Annotated in this window: 18 protein-coding genes and 1 pseudogene; 16 read left to right on the plus strand and 3 right to left on the minus strand. The window is 73.4% G+C overall.

Going from position 1 to position 19,102, the window contains the following annotated elements; translation table 11 throughout:
• Positions 1-197: 197 nt before the first annotated feature.
• The 5 genes from ACFYX3_RS37280 (at position 198) to ACFYX3_RS37300 (ending at position 5,352) form a co-directional block, all read left to right on the plus strand.
• Positions 198-953 carry an amino acid ABC transporter ATP-binding protein gene (locus tag ACFYX3_RS37280; RefSeq protein ID WP_389023622.1) on the plus strand — a complete coding sequence of 252 codons (756 nt, stop codon included), beginning with the start codon at positions 198-200 and terminating at the stop codon, positions 951-953.
• A gap of 30 nt (positions 954-983) precedes the next feature.
• Positions 984-1,832, plus strand: a complete 849-nt coding sequence (locus ACFYX3_RS37285; RefSeq protein WP_376589950.1) for a glutamate ABC transporter substrate-binding protein — start codon at positions 984-986, stop codon at positions 1,830-1,832.
• 10 nt (positions 1,833-1,842) lie between these two features.
• Positions 1,843-2,508: an amino acid ABC transporter permease gene (locus tag ACFYX3_RS37290; RefSeq protein ID WP_389023626.1), complete on the plus strand. Its 666-nt coding sequence runs from the start codon at positions 1,843-1,845 to the stop codon at positions 2,506-2,508.
• A complete protein-coding gene (locus ACFYX3_RS37295) occupies positions 2,505-3,416 on the plus strand; it encodes an amino acid ABC transporter permease (RefSeq protein WP_389023630.1) in 912 nt (303 codons plus the stop codon). Before ACFYX3_RS37290 ends, ACFYX3_RS37295 begins: the two co-directional genes overlap by 4 nt.
• Positions 3,417-3,747: 331 nt before the next feature.
• Positions 3,748-5,352, plus strand: a complete 1,605-nt coding sequence (locus ACFYX3_RS37300) for a molybdopterin-dependent oxidoreductase (RefSeq protein ID WP_389023633.1) — start codon at positions 3,748-3,750, stop codon at positions 5,350-5,352.
• An 18-nt stretch (positions 5,353-5,370) separates the two neighbouring features.
• On the opposite strand, the gene ACFYX3_RS37305 is transcribed toward ACFYX3_RS37300, so the two are convergent.
• Positions 5,371-6,594 carry a GNAT family N-acetyltransferase gene (locus ACFYX3_RS37305; RefSeq protein ID WP_389023636.1) on the minus strand — a complete coding sequence of 408 codons (1,224 nt, stop codon included), beginning with the start codon at positions 6,592-6,594 and terminating at the stop codon, positions 5,371-5,373.
• A 241-nt stretch (positions 6,595-6,835) separates the two neighbouring features.
• On the opposite strand from ACFYX3_RS37305, the gene ACFYX3_RS37310 reads away from it, so the two are divergent.
• The 10 genes and pseudogenes from ACFYX3_RS37310 to ACFYX3_RS37355 all read left to right on the plus strand — a co-directional run bounded on the left by ACFYX3_RS37310 (position 6,836) and on the right by ACFYX3_RS37355 (position 17,251).
• Complete coding sequence (locus tag ACFYX3_RS37310) at positions 6,836-8,929, plus strand: ATP-binding protein (protein WP_389023639.1); 2,094 nt, start codon at positions 6,836-6,838, stop codon at positions 8,927-8,929.
• A 50-nt stretch (positions 8,930-8,979) separates the two neighbouring features.
• Positions 8,980-10,131, plus strand: a complete 1,152-nt coding sequence (locus tag ACFYX3_RS37315; RefSeq protein WP_389023642.1) for a sulfite oxidase — start codon at positions 8,980-8,982, stop codon at positions 10,129-10,131.
• Between the two features lie 66 nt (positions 10,132-10,197).
• Complete coding sequence (gene nadE / locus ACFYX3_RS37320; RefSeq protein WP_389023645.1) at positions 10,198-11,028, plus strand: ammonia-dependent NAD(+) synthetase; 831 nt, start codon at positions 10,198-10,200, stop codon at positions 11,026-11,028.
• A gap of 74 nt (positions 11,029-11,102) precedes the next feature.
• Positions 11,103-11,489, plus strand: a complete 387-nt coding sequence (locus tag ACFYX3_RS37325) for a VOC family protein (RefSeq protein ID WP_389023648.1) — start codon at positions 11,103-11,105, stop codon at positions 11,487-11,489.
• 89 nt (positions 11,490-11,578) lie between these two features.
• Entirely contained in the window at positions 11,579-12,886 is a 1,308-nt protein-coding gene (locus tag ACFYX3_RS37330) for an alpha/beta fold hydrolase (RefSeq protein WP_389023651.1), read from the plus strand.
• Positions 12,887-12,968: 82 nt separating this feature from the next.
• Positions 12,969-14,087 (plus strand): GntR family transcriptional regulator, encoded by a 1,119-nt coding sequence (locus ACFYX3_RS37335; RefSeq protein ID WP_389023654.1) that lies wholly within the window; start codon positions 12,969-12,971, stop codon positions 14,085-14,087.
• A 105-nt stretch (positions 14,088-14,192) separates the two neighbouring features.
• Positions 14,193-15,125 (plus strand): SIS domain-containing protein, encoded by a 933-nt coding sequence (locus ACFYX3_RS37340; protein ID WP_389023657.1) that lies wholly within the window; start codon positions 14,193-14,195, stop codon positions 15,123-15,125.
• Positions 15,122-15,871, plus strand: coding sequence for a PIG-L deacetylase family protein (locus ACFYX3_RS37345; protein ID WP_389023660.1), 750 nt, complete (start codon positions 15,122-15,124; stop codon positions 15,869-15,871). The genes ACFYX3_RS37340 and ACFYX3_RS37345 overlap by 4 nt, the downstream gene beginning before the upstream one ends.
• Before the next feature lie 42 nt (positions 15,872-15,913).
• Positions 15,914-16,585 (plus strand): annotated as a pseudogene (locus tag ACFYX3_RS37350) (LD-carboxypeptidase); the annotation flags it as partial.
• A 207-nt stretch (positions 16,586-16,792) separates the two neighbouring features.
• The gene (locus ACFYX3_RS37355) at positions 16,793-17,251 is read left to right on the plus strand and encodes a hypothetical protein (protein WP_389023663.1); all 459 of its coding nucleotides are present in this window, start codon (positions 16,793-16,795) and stop codon (positions 17,249-17,251) included.
• Positions 17,252-17,369: 118 nt separating this feature from the next.
• Here the strand turns inward: ACFYX3_RS37355 and ACFYX3_RS37360 are convergent, their stop codons facing one another.
• Together ACFYX3_RS37360 and ACFYX3_RS37365 are read right to left on the minus strand one after the other, a co-directional pair.
• On the minus strand, positions 17,370-18,143 hold the full coding sequence (locus ACFYX3_RS37360; RefSeq protein WP_376589970.1) for a VOC family protein: 774 nt from the start codon (positions 18,141-18,143) through the stop codon (positions 17,370-17,372).
• Between the two features lie 93 nt (positions 18,144-18,236).
• Positions 18,237-18,416: a hypothetical protein gene (locus ACFYX3_RS37365; protein ID WP_389023666.1), complete on the minus strand. Its 180-nt coding sequence runs from the start codon at positions 18,414-18,416 to the stop codon at positions 18,237-18,239.
• A gap of 67 nt (positions 18,417-18,483) precedes the next feature.
• Here ACFYX3_RS37365 and ACFYX3_RS37370 point away from each other — a divergent pair, with 67 nt between their 5' ends.
• Positions 18,484-19,071 carry a helix-turn-helix domain-containing protein gene (locus ACFYX3_RS37370; protein ID WP_382662283.1) on the plus strand — a complete coding sequence of 196 codons (588 nt, stop codon included), beginning with the start codon at positions 18,484-18,486 and terminating at the stop codon, positions 19,069-19,071.
• Positions 19,072-19,102 lie beyond the last annotated feature (31 nt).

Consider the following 19,102-nt stretch of genomic DNA (forward strand, 5'->3'; position numbering starts at 1 on the left):
CCCCCAGTGTGGGCCCGCCCGTCGCACCGCGCAGGGTCCGGTCCGCCGGGCGGGGCGCGCCCGGGGCCGGCGCCCCGCTGCGTACCGGCTTCCTCACCCTCCGTACGCCCGTCGTCCGGAGTGCGCCGGGCGGGTGGAGGGCGGAGCATGAACGTGAGGAGGGAGCGGCAAACGGGGGCGTGACCCAGGAGGGTGCCATGCCCGTCCCGGACGGCGGCGACGCGCTCGTCGTACTGCGCGGGGTCGACAAGCACTTCGGCACCCTCCACGTCCTCCAGTCCATCGATCTCACGATCCACCGCGGCGAGGTCGTCGTCGTCATCGGGCCGTCCGGCTCGGGGAAGTCGACGCTGTGCCGGGCGATCAACCGCCTGGAGACCATCGACGCGGGCGAGATCGTCGTCGACGGGCGGCCGCTGCCCGCCGAAGGACGCGAACTGGCGGCCCTGCGGGCCGACGTGGGCATGGTCTTCCAGTCCTTCAACCTCTTCGCGCACAAGACCGTGCTCGACAACGTGACCCTCGGGCAGATCAAGGTCCGCAAGAAGGAGCGGAAGAAGGCCGAGGAGCGGGCCCGCTCCCTCCTCGACCGGGTCGGTGTCGCCTCGCAGGCGGACAAGTACCCGGCGCAGCTCTCCGGGGGCCAGCAGCAGCGCGTGGCGATCGCCCGCGCCCTCGCCATGGATCCGAAGGTGATGCTCTTCGACGAGCCGACGTCCGCACTCGACCCGGAGATGATCAACGAGGTCCTGGAGGTCATGCAGCAACTGGCGCGGGACGGCATGACGATGGTCGTCGTCACCCACGAGATGGGCTTCGCCCGCTCCGCCGCCAACCGCGTGGTCTTCATGGCCGACGGACGGATCGTCGAGGAGACGACCCCGGACGAGTTCTTCCACAACCCGCGCAGCGACCGCGCCAAGGACTTCCTCTCCAAGATCCTCCACCACTGACCTGCCAGCCCAGCCCCAGGGGTGATCCTCATGAACCCGCTCAGGACCAGCAGGGCCGTCGTGGCCGCCGCCGCGGCCGTCGTCCTCTCCGTCACCTCGGCCGGATTCGCGAACGCCGCGGCCGGCGCGCCACGGGACAGCGGCGACAACGGCAAGATCGTCGTCGGCATCAAGTTCGACCAGCCCGGCATCGGCCTGAAGACCCCCGACGGGAAGTACACCGGCTTCGACGTCGACGTGGCGACCTATGTCGCCAAGCAGCTGGGTCACGACCCGAAGGACATCGAGTGGAAGGAGGCCAAGAGCGCCGACCGCGAGACCCTGCTCCAGCGCGGTGACGTGGACTTCATCGCGGCCTCGTACTCGATCACGCCCAAGAGGATGGAGAAGGTCGACTTCGCGGGTCCGTACCTGCTCGCCCACCAGGACGTCCTGATCCGGGCGGACGACGACTCGATCAAGAAGCCGTCCGACCTGAACAACAAGAAGCTCTGCTCGGTCACCGGCTCGACCTCCGCGCAGAACGTCAAGGACAAGATCGCCCCCAACGCCCAGCTCCAGGAGTACGGCGGCTACTCCGAGTGCCTGACCGGCCTGGAGAACGGGGTCATCGACGCCGTCACCACCGACGACTCGATCCTCGCCGGATACGCCTCGCAGCCCGAGTTCAAGGGCAAGTTCAAGCTCGGCGGCTTCAAGATGAGCAACGAGAACTACGGCATCGGCGTCCAGAAGGGCAGCGACCTCAAGGCCAAGATCAACACGGCCCTGGAGAAGATGGTCGCCGACGGCTCCTGGCAGGCGGCGGTCACGAAGAACTTCGGGCCCGCCGGCTACCAGAACGAGCCCGCCCCGAAGATCGGCGTCATCGTCCAGTGAGCCGGCCGCCGTGTTCGACTTCCTCCAGGGGTACGACCTGCTCGGAGCCTTCTGGGTGACGGTGCAGCTCACCGTCTACTCCGCGATCGGCTCCCTCGTCTGGGGGACGCTGCTGGCCGCGATGCGCGTCAGCCCCGTCCCCCTCATGCGGGGCTTCGGCACCGCCTACATCAACATCGTCCGCAACATCCCCCTCACCGTCATCATCGTCTTCACCTCGCTCGGCCTCTTCCAGACCCTCGGGGTCAGCCTCGGTGCCGAACGGTTCACCACCATCAACTTCCGCCTCGCCGTCCTCGGCCTCACCGCCTACACCAGCGCCTTCGTCTGCGAGGCCCTGCGCTCCGGCATCAACACCGTCCCCCTCGGACAGGTCGAGGCCGCCCGCGCCATCGGCCTCAGCTTCCCCCAGGTGCTGCGCCTGATCGTGCTCCCGCAGGCCTTCCGATCCGTCGTCGCACCGCTCGCCAACGTCCTCATCGCCCTCACCAAGAACACCACCGTCGCCGCCGCCATCGGCGTCGCCGAAGCGGCCCTGCTGATGCGCGAGATGATCGAGAACGAGGCCCAGCTCCTCCTCATCTCCGCGATCTTCGCCGTCGGCTTCCTCTGCCTCACCCTGCCCACCGGGCTCTTCCTCGGCTGGGTGGCCAAGAAGGCGGCGGTGAAGCGGTGAAGGACCGGCCCACCGTCCTCTACGACGTCCCCGGCCCGCGCGCCCGGCGGCGCAACGTCCTCTGGAGCGTGCTGTTCCTGATCGGGCTCGCCGCCGTCGTGTGGTGGGTCGTCGCGGGCCTCGCCGACAAGAACCAGCTCGAATGGTCCAAGTGGGCGCCCTTCTTCACGGACGCCCGCGTCTGGGAGACGTACATCCTGCCCGCCCTCAAGAACACCGTCATCGCCGCGGCGCTCGCCATGGTCATCGCACTGCCCCTCGGCGCGTTCCTCGGCATGCTCCGGCTCTCCGACCACATCATCCTCCGCTCCGTCGCCGGCACCGTCGTCGAGTTCTTCCGGGCCATCCCCGTCCTGATCCTCATGCTCTTCGCGGACGCCGCCTACTCCGAGTTCACCGACGTCAGCCCGGACAACCGCCCCCTGTACGCCGTCGTCACGGGCCTCGTCCTCTACAACGCCTCCGTGCTCGCCGAGGTCGTCCGCGCCGGCATCCTCGCCCTCCCCACCGGCCAGACCGACGCGGCCAAGGCCATCGGCATGCGCAAGGGCCAGATCATGACCTACGTCCTCCTGCCGCAGGCCGTCACCGCCATGCTGCCCGCCCTCGTCAGCCAGCTCGTCGTCATCGTCAAGGACACCGCCCTCGGCGGCGCGATGCTCGGCTTCTCCGAACTCCTCGCCTCCGTCCGCCCGATGAGCGCAAACTACGGTGCCAACACGATCGCCTGCTTCACCGTCGTCGCCGTGATCTTCATCGCCCTCAACTTCGCGCTCACCACCTTCGCCTCCTGGCTCGAACGCCGGCTGCGGCGCGGCAAGAGAACCACCGGGGCGGTCGTCGGCGTCGAGGCGGTGGAGGAACTGGCGGCACCGGGCGAGCACCCGGACACGCGCGGAGGGCCTTAGGGCCTGTCTTCCGGATCGTGCCGGGCTCGCGGGGCCTGGCACGCGCGCTCGCCGCGTCGTCGTCGGTCGGCGACTCCCCCGTAGCCCTTCGGGCACGGGAGGTGCCCCCGCCGCGTCGACTCCCTCCGCCTTGCGATCGCGCTCGGCATCCGAAGGATGGATCAGGGAGCCGAGACGGAGCGAGCGAAGCGAGTGCAGTGCACCGGGCCCCGCTCCCTGATCCGGCCTGATCCGAAAGACAGGCCCTGGCCGGCGGGCAGGCGGACACGCGCCGAGGCCCATCCGGGTGATGCGGTCCATCCGGGCGTCCGTGTGTGCCGAAATAGCGACCATGAACGCCACCAGGCCCGCGCCCGAGCCCCACGACGAACCGCGCCGCGAACAACCCACCCGCACCGACCGTCTCCTCGCCGCGCTCGGCGGCCTCGTCTCGGCGTACGTCTCCCTGGCCGTCGCGGACCTCGTCGCCCGCTGGGTGCGCCCCGAGGCGAGCCCCGTCCCCGCCGTCGGCGGCGCCGTCGTCGACAGCACCCCGGCGCCCGTCAAGGAGTGGGCGATCCGCGCCTTCGGCGAGAACGACAAGACCGTCCTCCAGCTCGGCATCCTGCTCCTGCTCGCCCTCCTGGCCCTCGGGGTCGGGCTGCTCGCGCTGCGCCACCGTCTGCTCGGCGCGGCTGCCGTCGGTGCCTTCGGCGTCTTCGGAGCCGTCGCCGCCGTCACCCGCCCCGACTCCGGGGCCGTCATGGACGCCGTCCCCTCGCTCGTCGGAGCCGCGGCCGGGGCGCTCCTCCTGTACGTCCTGATCGGCCGGCTCCTCACGCCCCGGCCCGGGACCGCGCGGGCCGACCGGCGCGGATTCCTGATCGTCGCCGCCTCCACGGGCCTCGCCGCGACGGGCGCCGCCGCGATCGGCCGCGCCGTCGGCACCCCCGTACAGGAGAACGCAGCCGCCTCCCGTGCGGCCCTCGTCCTGCCCCGACCCGATTCCCCCGCACCGGGAGTGCCCGTCGGAGCCCGGCTCGACGTCCCCGGCCTCGGCCCCTTCGTCACCCCGAACCGCGACTTCTACCGCGTCGACACCGCGCTCATCGTCCCCAAGGTCGACGCCGACCGCTGGCGGCTGCGCATCCACGGCAGCGGCGTCCGCGAGGAACGCACCCTCACCCTGCGGCAGCTCATGGCCCGGCCGACGGTCGAGCGGGACATCACCCTGTGCTGCGTCTCCAACGAGGTCGGCGGTTCGCTCGTCGGCAACGCCCGCTGGCTCGGCGTCCCCCTGGCCCCCCTGCTCCGCGAGGCCGGCGTCCGCCCGCCCTCCGAGGGCGGCCCCGCCGACCAGCTGGTCGCCCGCTCCGTCGACGGCATGACCATCGGCACGCCCGTCGAAGCCGTCATGGACGGCCGCGACGCCCTCCTCGCCTTCGGGATGAACGGCGAACCCCTGCCCTTCACCCACGGCTTCCCCGTGCGCATGATCGTCCCCGGCCTCTACGGCTACGTCTCCGCCTGCAAGTGGATCGCGTCGATCGAGCTCACCACCTTCGACGCGTACGACGCCTACTGGGTCCCGCGCGGCTGGGCGGCGCAGGCCCCCGTCAAGACGCAGTCCCGCATCGACACCCCGCGCGACGGCGCCCACCCCGCCGCCGGCACCGTCATGGTCGCCGGGGTCGCCTGGGCCCAGCACCGGGGCATCCGCCGGGTCGAGGTACGGGTGGACGACGGCCCCTGGCAGGACGCCCGGCTCGCGGCGCAGGACAGCGTCGACACCTGGCGCCAGTGGGTCCACCCCTGGGCCGCCACCCCCGGCCGCCACACCCTCACCGTCCGCGCCACCGACGGCACCGGCACCACCCAGCCGGAACAGCGCACCGACACCATGCCCGACGGAGCACAGGGCTGGCACTCGATCGACGTCACCGTCGGAAGGGCGTGACCCCCGGCCGGTGGGCCCTCAGAACCAGTGCAGGCAGTGCGGGGCGCGCTCCCCGCGGAACAGGGCGTCGGCGAGCGCGGCGGCGCCCGGCCGGTGGGCCCGGACGTGCCCGGCGCGCACGAGGGTGCTCGGGGCGGTGCCGCCGAGGTAGACCGAGCCCAGGTCCCGCACGTCCAGGGACAGATCGGGCTCCCGGTCCGTCGGGACGCACTCGGCCTTGCCGCCCCGGACGGTCAGCAGGTGCCGGCCGCGCTCGCCGAGGAACGGGTCGTCGACATCGAGGACGAGCTCGCCGTCCGCGGACCAGCCGCGCGCGGTCAGCGCGCCCGGGACGTCGAGCAGCCGCACCCAGAGCCAGTCCGTGTGGTTGCCCGACTCTCCCGCGCGGAAGTCCGCGAGCTGCCAGCGCAGCGGGTGCTCGGGCGGGACGTGCTTGAACACGACCTTGTCGACCAGGTCGTGTTCGAGCACGAACCGGGCCAGGGCCGTGAAGGCGGCGTCGTCGCAGGCGATCGTCTCGTCCACGGTCAGGCTGCGGTCGTCGCCGACGGTGTAACTGGCGTACCCGTCCGGGGTCCCGTCGGCGTCCCGGTGGACCGCCACGTGGCGCGGCGCCGGAGCGATCGGGGGCTGCCCCGCCCGCAGGCCCCACCAGCGGTGCGGCCGGGACAGCGCGCCGGGCTGCGCGCGGCGGTACCGGTCGTAGACCTCTTCGAGGATCTCCGCGCAGTCGGCACGCCGCAGCACCTCGACCGAGCCCGCGTCCGTCGCGTCCGCGGTCCCGAGCGCCCGGGGGAGGGCGAGCGCGGCCCGCCGGCGCGGCACGGTCAGCCGCTGCGTGTACGTCGCCGGGCCGTAGCCGAACCTGCCGTAGATCGTCGCCTCGGAGGCGAGGAGCACGGAGAGGAAGTCCCCCCGGGCCCGCAGCTCGGTGAGCTGCCGCCGCATCATCGCGCTGAGCGCGCCCCGGCGCCGGTGCGAGGGCAGCACGCCGACGGCGGTCACCCCGCCGACCGGGACGAGGACCTCACCGGGCAGCGTGAGCTCGAAGGAGTACGAAGCGGTCGTGCCGACGGGCCGCCCGTCCTCCGCCAGGGCGAACAGGCCGCGGTCCATCTCGAGCGCCGACCACCAGACCCCGCCGCCGTCCTCGGCCGGCGTGTCGGGGAAGAGCCCGAAGGCGGTGTGCATCGTGTCGACGAAGAGACCGCGGTCCTGCTCGGTCGTGGGACGAATCTCCATCGGTACTGCCGCCTCCCCGGAACACCGGCACCACCGCTCGTGGCGCCCCGCACAGTGCAGCCCCGCCCCGTGGCCGGGTCAAACGAATTTCCGCCGTTCCGGAAACGGAGAGGGGCGGCCCGACGATCGGGTTCCGCCGTGCCGGAGCGGAGACCGACAGCGTGACGAGCGGCATCCGTCGGGTCCGGAGCGGAGATCGGCACCGTAACGAACCGGCTCCGCAGGTCCGTTCGAGGCCGACATGAGGGAGACTGCTCCCGTGCGTGGACATCTGCCGGACGAGAACCCCGGTTTCGTGGGACGCCGCACGGAACTGGAGCGCATATCCGCCGCGTTGGCGGAGCACCGCCTCGTCACCGTGACCGGCGTCGGGGGCGTGGGGAAGACCCGGCTCGCGCTGCGCGCCGCGCACCTCGCCGCCGACGCCTACCCGGACGGCGCCTGGTGGACCGACCTCGGCCAGCTCGACGGCGACCGGCTCCTCGTCGCCCTCGTCGCCGACTCCGTCGACCTCGCCGACCACACCCCCGGCATGGCCACCACCGGACTCTGCCACCGGCTCGCCGACGACCGGCTGCTCCTCGTCCTCGACTCCTGCGAGCACCTCGCCGAACCCTGCGCCCGGCTCGTCACCGAACTCCTCGCCGCCGCCCCCGGACTCGCCGTCCTCGCCACCAGCCGCCGCCCCCTCGGCGTCCCGGGGGAGCGGGTCGTCGCCCTCGACCCGCTGCCGCCCGCCGGACGCGACGCCCTGGAGCTGCTCCGCCGGGCCGCCGGTGAGGACTTCCCCGCCGCCGGGCCCGCCGGCGAGATCTGCGTACGCATGGAGGGCATCCCGCTCGCCCTGGAACTCGCCGCCGCGCAGATCCGCCTCCAGGGCGCCGAAGCCGTCCGCGACCAGCTCGGCACCCGCCTCGACAGACCGCCGGGAGCCCGCTTCGACCTGCTGGCCCACACCGAGCGGGTCTGGCCCAGCCGCCACCAGACCCTGCGCGCCGCCATCGGCTGGAGCCACGAGCTCAGCACCCCTCTCGAACGCCTCCTCTGGGCCCGGCTCTCCGTCTTCCGCGGGCCCTTCGACCTCGCCTCCGCGACCGCCGTCTGCGCCGGCGGACCCCTGAACCGCGCCACTCTGCCCGGCGCGCTCGACGGACTCGTCCGCTCCTCCGTCGTCCGCCCGCCCGACACCGCCGGCCGACACCGCATGCTCGACACGATCCGCGAGTACGGGGCGACCTGGCTGGACCGCACCGGCGAGACCGCGGCGGTCGCCGACCGGCACGCCGCCCACTTCCGGGGCCTGGCCCGCCGGGCCGAGACCGAATGGCACGGCGCCCGCCAGCTCCGCTGGTACCGCACCGTCGACGCGCACCACACCGACCTGCGCACCGCCCTGGACCGGCTGCTGCGCACCGACCCCGACGCCGCCCTCGACCTCGTCGGCTCCGTCGCCTTCGCCTGGTCCTGCCGCGGCCGCCTCCGCGAGGCCCGCGACGGCCTCGAACAGGCCCTCCTCCTCAGCGAGGCCCGCGGCCGCACCCGGGCCCGCGCGCTGTGGGCCCTCGGCGTCACCCTGGTCCTCCAGGGCGAGTCCGGCCCCGCGCAGGAGATCAGCGAGCGCTGCGCCCGCGAGGCCAGGCACACGGAGCACGCCGAGCACGCGTCGTACGGGAAGACCGAGGGGCCCGGCGACCTCACCCTCGACGCCGCCGCCCTCGCCGGACTCCTCGCCCTGACCACCGGCCGTCCCATGGCCGCGTACGTCGTCGTGGGCCACGTCCTCGACGCCGCCCCCGGCGGTCCCGCCGACTCCGCCGCCCGGCTCCGCTGCCACCTCGTCCGGGTCTTCGCCCTCACCGGCCTCGGCCGCCTCGCCGAGGCCCGGGAGCGGGCGCTGCGGCTGCGGGCCCTGTGCGAGGAGCTCGACGAGCACTGGACCCGCACCGCCCTGGAGTACCAGCTCGCCCTCACCGGCCTCCTGGAGGGCGACCCGGCGGCCGCCTCCGGACACGCCCGCGCCATGCTCGAAGGCACCCGGAGCCTGGGCGCCAGCCTCGGTGTCGCCCTGGGCCTGGACGTCCTGGCGACCGCCCTGGCGGCCGCCGGGGACGGCGAGCGCGCGGCCGACGTGAGCGGCACGGGCGAGGCGTACTGGCGCTCCACCGGCCAGCCCCGGCGCGGCCTGATCGGCCTGCGGGCGCTGCGCGAGAAGTACGCCGACACGGCCCGCGCGACCATCGGCGAACCCGCGTACGAGGAGATCTTCGCCCGCGCCCTCACCGGCCCCCCACAGGACGGCCTCGACCGCGCCCTGCGCGGCCGCCGTCAGGACTAGGCCCCCCGGCCCGACATGCCACGCCCCCCGCCCCGGCGCACCATGAGGGCATGGACGGATCCCTGAGTGGTCTGGGTGACATCAGCACACCGGGGCGCGTGGCCGGTCCCGAGGAGGGTGTCACCGCGCAGGAGCTCGCCCTCGCCGCCCGGAACCACGGGCTGCCCCTCGAAGCCCTGCGGTACGACGTCACCCCGCCCGGTCTCCACTACGTCCTCGTCCACTACGACATCCCCGCCACCGACGCGGACGGCTGGCGGCTCACCGTCGGCGGCCGGGTCCTGCGGACGCTCGACCTGGACCTGGCGGCGCTCCGCGCCCGGCCCGCCGTCACCCGCCGGGTGACCCTGGAGTGCGCCGGGAACGGCCGCGCCCGGCTCACCCCCCGCCCCGTCAGCCAGCCCTGGCTGGTCGAGGCGGTCGGGACCGCGGACTGGACCGGCGTCCCGCTCGCCGACCTGCTCGCGGAGGCGGGCATCGCCGAGGACGCGGCCGAGGCGGTCTTCACCGGCGCCGACCACGGGGTCGAGCGCGGCGTCGAGCAGGACTACCGCCGCAGCCTCCCCCTGGCCACGGCCGCCGACCCCGCCCGGGACGTCCTCGTCGCGTACGCGATGAACGGCGCGCCCCTGCCGCCGCAGCACGGCAGCCCGCTCCGGCTCGTCGTCCCCGGCTGGTACGGCATGGCGCACGTGAAGTGGCTCCACGACATCACGCTCACCGACACCCCGTACACCGGCTTCCAGCAGAGCGTCGCCTACCGCCTGCGCCGGGACGCGGACGAACCGGGGGAGCCCGTCACGCTCATCGCGCCCCGGGCCCTGATGATGCCGCCGGGCTTCCCCGACTTCATGTCCCGCACCCGCGTCGTCCGCCCGGGCCCCGTGCCGCTCACCGGGCGCGCCTGGTCCGGGTACGGCCCGGTGACCCGCGTCGAGGTCAGCGAGGACGGCGGCGCGGCCTGGAGCGACGCCGAGATCGCACGGGACCCCGCGCACCCCTGGGCCTGGTCCGCCTGGCGCACCACCTGGACCGCGACGCCGGGACTGCGCCACCTGACCGTCCGGGCCACCGACGCCGCCGGGAACGTCCAGCCGCTGGCGCCGCCCTGGAACCGCGGCGGCTTCGCCAACAACCTCGTCCAGCGGGTCGAGGTGCTGTGCACCCCGGAGGCGTCCGAAGCCCGGTCGGCGGGCGCGTAGAGTCGACCCCGGTGCACCCCCGCAACCAGCGGGTACACCGCCGACCGACCTGATGAGGAGACCTCCGTGACCGACCCGGCGTCCACCGCCCTCCAGCTGCAGATCGCCCGGGACCTCCAGGTCGCCGAGACCTTCGACCCGAAGGCGGAGATCGAGCGCCGGGTGGCCTTCCTCACCGAGCGGCTCACCTCCACCGGACTGCGCTCCCTCGTCCTCGGCATCAGCGGAGGCGTCGACTCCACCACCGCCGGGCGGCTCTGCCAGCTCGCCGTGGAGCGGGCCCGCGCCGCCGGCCACGACGCCACCTTCTACGCGATGCGCCTGCCGTACGGCGTCCAGGCCGACGAGCGCGACGCGCAGACCGCCCTCGGCTTCATCCGCGCCGACCGGGTCCTCACCGTGGACGTCAAGGCGGCCAGTGACGCGGCCCTGGAGGCCTCCCTCGCCGGCGGCGTGACCTTCCGCGACGCCCACCACCAGGACTTCGTGCACGGCAACATCAAGGCCCGGCAGCGGATGATCGCCCAGTACGCGGTCGCCGGCGCCCACGACGGACTCGTCGTCGGCACCGACCACGCCGCCGAGGCCGTCTCCGGCTTCTTCACCAAGTTCGGCGACGGCGCCGCCGACGTCGTCCCGCTGACCGGCCTCACCAAGCGCCGCGTCCGCGCGATCGCCGACGAGCTGGGCGCCCCGGCCGAGCTGGTGTGGAAGACCCCCACGGCCGACCTGGAGACCCTCGACCCGGGCAAGGCCGACGAGGACGCGCTCGGCGTCACCTACGACGACATCGACGACTTCCTGGAGGGCAAGCCGGTCGCGGAGGCCGCCTACGCCACGATCGTCCGCCGCTACGAGCTCACCGAGCACAAGCGGCAGCTGCCGATCGCTCCCTGAGCGGACGGCGCGGCGGAGCCGGAGGATCCTGGAAGGGGTGCCTGGCAGGTCAGGCCCCCGGAAGGGAGCACGTCATGTTCGGCGAGTCCACGGCGTACAGCGGCTTCTCGGTCGACGACCTCGACGCCGCACGCCGCTTCTACGGCGACGTCCTCGGCCTGCGGGTGGAGGACACCGGCCCCGAGGGGATGCGGATGCTCAACCTCACCCTGCCGGGCGGGGCGCGGGTCTTCGTCTATCCCAAGGAGAACCACACCCCCGCCACCTTCACGATCCTCAACTTCGAGGTCGACGACGTGGACCGGGCCGTCGACGAGCTGACGGGGCGCGGAGTGACGTTCGAACGCTACGAGGGCTTCGAGGCCGACGAGAAGGGCGTCGTGCGCGACGGACACGGCCCCGCCATCGCCTGGTTCACGGACCCGGCGGGCAACGTGATCGCGGTCCTCTCGACCGGCTGACCGCGGCGGCACGCTCCCGTCCCGGATAGCCTCCCCGCCGTGTGATCCAATCTCCTCGCGGGGGCGTACGAACAGGAGCAGGAGCAGCGTTGACCACCTACCGCCAGCCGGGGCTCGTCCTCACCGACCACCGCTTCCCCGTCCCCCTCGACCACACCCGCCCCGACGGCGAGCGCATCGAGGTCTTCGGCCGTGAGGTCGTCGCGAGCGACAAGGCCCGCTCCGGCCACGAGCAGCTGCCCTGGCTGGTCTACCTGGAGGGCGGCCCCGGCTTCGGCGCCCGCCGCTTCATCGGCCCGCAGGCCTGGCTGGGCCGCGCCGTGCAGGAGTTCCGCGTCCTCCTCCTCGACCAGCGCGGCACCGGCCGCTCCACCCCCGCCAACCGCCAGACCCTGCCGCTGCGCGGCGGCCCGGCCGAGCAGGCGGACTACCTGGCCCACTTCCGCGCCGACTCCATCGTCAAGGACTGCGAGCTGATCCGGCGCCGGCTCACCGGTGGCGCCCCCTGGACCGTCCTCGGCCAGAGCTTCGGCGGCTTCTGCGCCACCCACTACCTCTCCACCGCCCCCGAAGGCCTGGAACGGGTCCTCATCACCGGCGGCCTGCCCTCCCTGGACGCGACCGCCGACGAGGTCTACCGCGCCGCCTACCCCCGTATCCGGCGGAAGAACGAGGCCCACTTCGCCCGCCACCCCCAGGACGCCGAACGGGTCAACGCGATCGCCGCCCACCTCCTCGACCACGAGGTCACCCTCCCCGGCGGCGGCCTCCTCACCGTCGAGGCCTTCCAGTCCCTCGGCATCCTCCTCGGCTCCGGCGAGGGCACCCACCAGCTCCATCTGCTCCTGGAGGGCGCCTTCGTGCCCACCCCGGGCGGACCCGCGCTCTCCGACGCGTTCCTCGAACAGGTCCAGGCCCACCTCTCGTACGCCGGACACCCGCTCTACGCCGTGCTCCACGAGGCCATCTACGCCCAGGGCCAGGGCCCCACCGACTGGGCCGCCGAGCGGGTCCGCGCCGAGCACCCCGAGTTCGACGCCCGCACGGCCCTCGCCGAGGGCGCGCCGCTGCTCTTCACCGGCGAGACCGTCCACCCCTGGCACTTCACCACCGACCCCGCCCTGCGCCCGCTCCGCGAGACCGCCGAACTGCTCGCCGCGCGCACCGACTGGACCCCGCTGTACGACCCGGAGCGCCTCGCCGCCAACGAGGTCCCGGTGGCGGCCGCCGTCTACCACGACGACATGTACGTCGACACCGCCCACTCCCTGGAGACCGCGCGTGCCGTACGCGGCCTGCGGACCTGGGTGACCGACGAGTTCGAGCACGACGGGGTGCGGGCCGGCGGACCGCGCGTCCTCGACCGGCTCCTCTCCCTCGCGCGGGGAGAGATCTGAGAGCACAGGTCATAGGATTCGCCGCGCAATCGATCAGCAATGACACCGGGGCACGAGCCCCGGCCTGCGCGAAGGGGCCCGGATGGCGGCACACGAGACACCGGCCTCCGGCCGGGAGCTGAAGTTCCGGGCCCTCATGGCGGAGCTGCGGCGCGGCATCCTCGACGGCACCTGGCCCCCCGGCAGCAAGCTCCCCACCGAGCGGGCCCTCGCCACCGAGACCGGCCTCTCCGTCACCACCGTCCGCCGCGCCTACGAGGACCTGGTCGCCCTGGGGCTCGTCGAACGGCGCCAGGGCGCGGGCACCTTCTCCGCCCACCGGCCCGAGCGGGACCGGTCCGACCGCCGGATCGTCGGCGTCCTCGTCCCCGACACCACCTTCTACTACCCGCGCGTCCTCCAGGGCATCGAGAAGGAACTCGCGGCGGCCGGCGCCCGGCTCGTCCTCGCCTGCTCGCACTACGACCCCGACGAGGAGGACGCCGCCGTCGAACGGCTCCTCTCCGCCGGGGTCCACGGACTGCTCCTCGTCCCCAGCCTGCACACCGCGACCGACCCGGGACGGCGCGCCGAGGAGCTCCTCGCCCTGCCCGTCCCCGCCGTCCTCGTCGAGCGCCGGCTCGCCGCCCACGGACCCGGCGACCCCACCGAGCACGTGTGCACCGACCACGAGGGCGGCGCCTACGACGCCGTGCGGCATCTGCGGGCCCTCGGCCACGAGCGGCTCGGGCTCGTCGCCCGCACCGACGCGCCCACCACCGCGCCCATCGAGTCCGGCTTCGCCCGCGCGCTGAGCGACCTCGGACTGCCCGAGGCCCCCGCGTACGAGCGGGACGTGATGGCCCGCTGGGACCCGGACCGCGCCGACCGGGCGCTCGCCGCACTGCGCGCCTCCGGTGTCACCGGCGCGCTCTGCTTCGGCGACCGGGAGGCCGCCCTGATGCTCGGGGCGGCCCGCCGCGCCGGGGTTCGGGTGCCCGAGGACCTGGCCCTGATCAGCTACGACAACGAGTTCGCCGATGTCGCGGAGACCCCGCTGACGGCCGTCTCGCCGCCCAAGTACCAGCTCGGCCGCCTCGCCGCGCAGATCCTGCTCCGGCGGCTCGCCGAGGGGGACGCGGCCCCGCTCCACCAGGTGCAGCTGCGACCGCGCCTCGTGGTCCGGGCCTCCTGCGGCGGGCGGGCCCGGGGAGCCGTGTGAAAAGTCCAAGCATTGAGCACGAATTGCTCATGGTGTGCTCTGCTCGCGCACGGATACAACTCGGTCCGGACCCGCGAGGGCCCCTGTGAGGAGAGGACCCGGACCATGAGCACCCACGTCAGCGCGGAGATCGCCGGCCAGCCCGACTGCTGGCGCCGCGCCGCCGAGATCGCCGACCGCGACGCCGCCCTGCTGCCCGCCCGGGGCGAGCGCGTCGCGGTCGTCGGCTGCGGCACCTCGTACTTCATCGCCCGCGCCTACGCGGCCCTGCGGGAGTCCCTCGGCGCGGGCGAGACCGACGCGTTCCCCGCCTCCGACGCGACCCCGCTCGGCCGCGGCTACGACCGGATCGTCGCCCTCACCCGCTCCGGCATCACCACGGAGGTCGTGGACCTGCTCGCCGGCGCCGCCGGCCGCGTCCCGACGCTCGTGGTCACCGGCGTCCCCGACAGCCCCGCCGGGCGGCTCGCGGACCGGATCGTCGACCTCGGCTTCGCCGACGAACTCTCCGTCGTCCAGACCCGGTTCGCCACCACCGCCCTCCAACTCCTGCGCGCGGGGCTCGGGGTGGACCTCGGGCCCGCGATCGCCGACGCCGAACTCGTCCTGTACGAGCAGCTGCCCGCCGCCTGGGAGCGGCGCGGCCAGTTCACCTTCCTCGGCACCGGCTGGACCGTCGGGCTCGCCGACGAGGCGGCGCTGAAGCTCCGCGAAGTGGCCCGCGCCTGGACGGAGTCGTACGCGGCGATGGAGTACCGCCACGGCCCGATCAGCATCAGCGACCGTGCGAGCCTGGTCTGCTGCATCGGCCCGGAGCCGTCCGGTCTCCGCGACGAAGTGGAGTCCACGGGCGCGCTGTTCGCCGCCGACGCGATCGACCCGGTCGCGGCCCTCGTCCGCGCCCAGCGGCTCGCGGTCGCCCTCGCGGACCGGCGCGGCCTCAACCCCGACCGCCCGCGCCACATCTCACGCTCGGTCATCCTGGCCGGAGCGTTCCGCCCCACGGCGTCGGACGCCGCCCGTATCCTGCGCTCATGATCGACAACGAGAACCTCCTGGAGATGCCCGGCGACTGGCAGCGCGCGCTGTGCGTCGTCGCCCACCCCGACGACCTGGAGTACGGCTGCGCGGCCGCGATCGCCGCCTGGACGGACGAGGGGAAGGAGGTCACGTACGTCCTCGCGACCCGAGGCGAGGCCGGCATCGACACCCTCGCCCCCGACGTCTGCGGCCCGCTCCGCGAGCAGGAGCAGCGGGACAGCGCCGCTGTCGTCGGCGTGGACACGGTCGAGTTCCTCGACCACCGCGACGGCGTGATCGAGTACGGCCTCGGCCTGCGCCGTGACATCGCGGCCGCGATCCGGCGCCACCGCCCGGAGCTCGTGATCACCCTCAACCACCGCGACACCTGGGGCGGGGGCCCGGGCGCCCCCTGGAACACCCCCGACCACCTGGCCGTCGGGCGCGCCACCCTGGACGCGGCGGCCGACGCGGGCAACCGCTGGATCTTCCCCGAACTGACCGAGGAACAGGGCCTCGCCCCCTGGAACGGCGTCCGCTGGGTGGCGGTGGCCGCCTCCAGCACCCCGACCCACGCGGCCGACGCGACCCCCGGCCTGGACCGCGCGATCCGCTCCCTCCTCTGCCACCGCGCCTACATCGAGGCCCTGACGGACGAGGACCCGGAGGCCTACGTCCGCGACTTCCTCACCACGGCGACGTCCCGAGCCTCCGCCCGCTTCGGCGACCGCCCGGCGGTGACGTTCGAACTCTTCGCCCGCTGAGTGCGTGCTCCCCGGCCTGTGAGCCGTCCGCCGGCGGCCGGCCGGGGAGCAGACATCGTCAGCGCCGACGCGGTCCTGCACGGGGCGGGGGACCTGGCGTGCATCGGCGGCGACGACCAGCTCACCGTGCTCCCGCTGCTCGACCGAGAGCTGATCCGTGCCCACCCCAAGCCTTTCTTCGGCACCAGCGACAACATCAATCTGCTGATGTTGCTGCGGAACCCGGGCATCGTCGGTTACCACGGGGCTGCCTGATGACCGAGTCCGGCCGTCCGTACACACTTCACCCCCTGACCGCCGACTCCGTACGCGCGGCCCTGTTCACCCGCGGCCCCTACGAACTCCGCCCCGCCGAGCGGTACCGTGACGCCGAAGACCGACCGCGACTGGGCGGAACCGGCCACGTTCGACGCGGAACCCGGCTCCGAGCCCGCGGACGGCTGGATCTGGCACCGACCCGAGCGCACGGTCGAGGGCCGGGCCTGGGGCGGCAATCCGGAGATCCTCTCCTGGCTGCTGATGGCCGACCGCGAGATCGAACGTGACACCGCGCAGCAGCGCGAGGCGGTGCTGCGCGCGCCGGCGACCTACGCCCCACGGACCATGGCGGTCTTCGACGTCGACCTCGGGCACACCGATCCCCAACTGGTGATCCTCTACGGGGGCCTGGTCCGAGTGGACGGCCCGGCACGACGCATCACCGTGACGTACTGACCCCTGCCCGGCCGTCCGACCAGGGCCGCGCAACGGCCCGCGTCGCGACTCTGCGGTCGTCGCCGCGCGGTCTATCTTGTGAGGGTGACGACGTCGTTGCTCTCCGGCGGAAGGACCGCGCCTACGGCACCGGTCTCCCGCTGGGGAGGCCTCCCCCTGGCTCCACCGACGTTCAGATGGCCGCTGTGCTCCTCGTGCGAGCGGCCCATGCTGTTTCTGGCGCATCTGGATCTGCGCGATCACGTCGTGTGCGTCTTCATGTGCCGCAACAGTCCCGGGGAATGCGAGGAGCGGCATCCGTGGGCCGGAGCCAATCGGGCTCGCGTCTTTTCCGCCCGGGGGCTGACTCCGCATGCGGCGCCGGACGACGGGCGCACGAGCTTGGCGGCAGCCACCGCGCTCACCACGTTCTGCGTGGACGTCCCTGAGCACAAGGACGCTGCGAGCACCGTGAACTTTCCCGTGCTGGGCCAACTCGGTGGTCGGCCCGACTGGTTGCAGCAGGACGAGACGCCGTCCTGTCCTTCCTGCGGACGTGTCATGGACTTCGTCGCCCAGTTCGAGGACAAGCGGGATCAGGAAGGACCCCCGTACTTCGGCACCGGCTGTGCCTACGTGTTCGCCTGCGGGATGTGCATGGAGGCGGTCTGTTCCTGGCAGTGCTGACAGCCCGCACGCGTCGGGAGCCGTACCCTGCCCGACACGTGCGGATCCCACGGGATCACCGCCCGCGGTGGCCGGCGCGGGAAACCCCGGCCACCGCCAGGAACAGCAGACCGGCCGGTCACATCCTCGGTGACGGCTTCAGGACCGCGAAGATCGCGCCGAAGGGGTCCGCGAGCCAGGCGATGCGGCCGACGTCGGGGATGTCGGCGGCGGGCATCAGGACCTGGCCGCCGTTGCCCTGGACCGAGCGGGAGGTCGCGTCGGCGTCCTCGACCGCGAAGTACGGGACCCAGGACGGCTTCATCCCTTCCTGTGCCTCCGCCGCGCCGCCGAAGGAGGCGTCCTCCTGGTCGCCCTCGGCGGTGGAGATGACGCGGTAGGTCATGCCGGGGGCGTCCATCTGCGCCCAGCGCCAGTCGAACAGGGACTTGTAGAAGCCGAGCGTGGACTCCGGTTCGGGGACGTGGAGTTCGGCCCAGAGGAGGGTGTTGGGGGAGGAGGTCTTCTCCAGGCCCTGCACCGTCCCGGGCTGCCAGACGGCGAACTCGGCGCCCGCCGGGTCGGTGAGGTTGGCCATGCGGCCCGCGTCCATGACGTCGAAGGCCTCGGTGCGCGTGGTGCCGCCCGCGGCCTCCGAGGCTTTCTGGGTGGCGCTCGCGTCCGGGGTCTGGAAGTAGACCGTCCAGGCGCTGTGCGCGCCCTCGTCGAGCGGCCCCAGCGCGGCGACCGTGGCGCCGTCCTGCTGGAAGAAGCCGTAGCCTCCGGCGTCCGGACCCGCCGACCGGAAGTCCCAGCCGAAGACTGCGCCGTAGAACGCGGCGGCGGCCTCCGTGTCGGGGCTGCCGAGGTCGAGCCAGTTGGGGGAGCCCTTGGTGAACTGCGTACCGAGCATGGAGGTGTCCCGTCCTTATGTCGTACGTGGCCGATTGTGGTCACCATGGCCGATCCTCACCCTTGGGCCCGCGTGACGCAGCCCCAACCGCCCTCATTCATCCGGCCGGCCGACGGGCCGTCTCCGCCTCCGGATCCACGAGCAGCAGCTCGTCGCCGATCGCCTCGGCCGGTCGTCCTCGACGGCGAGCCCGGCGACCTCCCCGGCCACGACCTCGACCCCGGCCGCGTCGAGCAGTGCCGCGTCGTACCTGTCGTCCGTCTGTGCGTTCATACGTCGAGACTCGGTCGGAGCCAGCCGTGATCGCAAGAAATCTTGCCGGTTCTGCAAGACTGGTGCCATGACCGAAGACGACCGCATCGACGCCGTACTGACCGAGGTCGGCCCCCGGCTCCGCCGCGTCCGCCGTGACCGGGGGGTGACCCTCGCCGACCTCTCGGCCGCCACGGGGATCTCCGTGAGCACCCTCTCCCGGCTGGAGTCCGGCCGGCGCAAGCCCAGCCTCGAACTGCTCCTGCCGCTCGCCCGCGCCCACCAGGTCCCCCTGGACGAGCTGGTCGGCGCCCCGCCGGTGGGCGACCCCCGGGTCAGGGCGAAGCCCATCGTGCGCCACGGCCGGACGATGTACCCGCTGACCCGGCAGCCCGGCGGGCTCCAGGCGTACAAGGTGATCCAGGAGAAGCCGTACGACAGCCCGGAGCCCCGGGTGCACGAGGGGTACGAATGGCTGTACGTGCTCTCCGGCAGGCTCCGGCTCGTCCTGGGCGAGCATGACGTCGTCCTGACCGCCGGCGAGGCCGCCGAGTTCGACACGCGCGTCCCGCACTGGTTCGGGCCGACGGCCGAGGGGCCGGTGGAGTTCCTGAGCCTGTTCGGGCCGCAGGGGGAGCGCATGCACGTCAGGGCGCGCCCCAAGAAGTCCGGCTGAGCCGTTCCCCCAGGGCAAGCGACCGCTTAGT

Source organism: Streptomyces sp. NPDC002463 (assembly GCF_042889835.1).
GTDB classification, from domain to species: Bacteria; Actinomycetota; Actinomycetes; order Streptomycetales; family Streptomycetaceae; genus Streptomyces; species Streptomyces nymphaeiformis.

Coding starts and splice junctions, on each gene's coding strand:
- ACFYX3_RS37355 (WP_389023663.1), top strand. CDS start 16,793: ATGCTGTTTCTGGCGCATCTGGATCTGCGCGATCACGTCGTGTGCGTC.
- ACFYX3_RS37335 (WP_389023654.1), top strand. CDS start 12,969: ATGGCGGCACACGAGACACCGGCCTCCGGCCGGGAGCTGAAGTTCCGG.
- ACFYX3_RS37345 (WP_389023660.1), top strand. CDS start 15,122: ATGATCGACAACGAGAACCTCCTGGAGATGCCCGGCGACTGGCAGCGC.
- ACFYX3_RS37315 (WP_389023642.1), top strand. CDS start 8,980: ATGGACGGATCCCTGAGTGGTCTGGGTGACATCAGCACACCGGGGCGC.
- ACFYX3_RS37285 (WP_376589950.1), top strand. CDS start 984: ATGAACCCGCTCAGGACCAGCAGGGCCGTCGTGGCCGCCGCCGCGGCC.
- ACFYX3_RS37310 (WP_389023639.1), top strand. CDS start 6,836: ATGAGGGAGACTGCTCCCGTGCGTGGACATCTGCCGGACGAGAACCCC.
- ACFYX3_RS37305 (WP_389023636.1), bottom strand. CDS start 6,594: ATGGAGATTCGTCCCACGACCGAGCAGGACCGCGGTCTCTTCGTCGAC.
- ACFYX3_RS37340 (WP_389023657.1), top strand. CDS start 14,193: ATGAGCACCCACGTCAGCGCGGAGATCGCCGGCCAGCCCGACTGCTGG.
- ACFYX3_RS37370 (WP_382662283.1), top strand. CDS start 18,484: ATGACCGAAGACGACCGCATCGACGCCGTACTGACCGAGGTCGGCCCC.
- ACFYX3_RS37360 (WP_376589970.1), bottom strand. CDS start 18,143: ATGCTCGGTACGCAGTTCACCAAGGGCTCCCCCAACTGGCTCGACCTC.
- ACFYX3_RS37325 (WP_389023648.1), top strand. CDS start 11,103: ATGTTCGGCGAGTCCACGGCGTACAGCGGCTTCTCGGTCGACGACCTC.
- ACFYX3_RS37280 (WP_389023622.1), top strand. CDS start 198: ATGCCCGTCCCGGACGGCGGCGACGCGCTCGTCGTACTGCGCGGGGTC.
- ACFYX3_RS37365 (WP_389023666.1), bottom strand. CDS start 18,416: ATGAACGCACAGACGGACGACAGGTACGACGCGGCACTGCTCGACGCG.
- ACFYX3_RS37300 (WP_389023633.1), top strand. CDS start 3,748: ATGAACGCCACCAGGCCCGCGCCCGAGCCCCACGACGAACCGCGCCGC.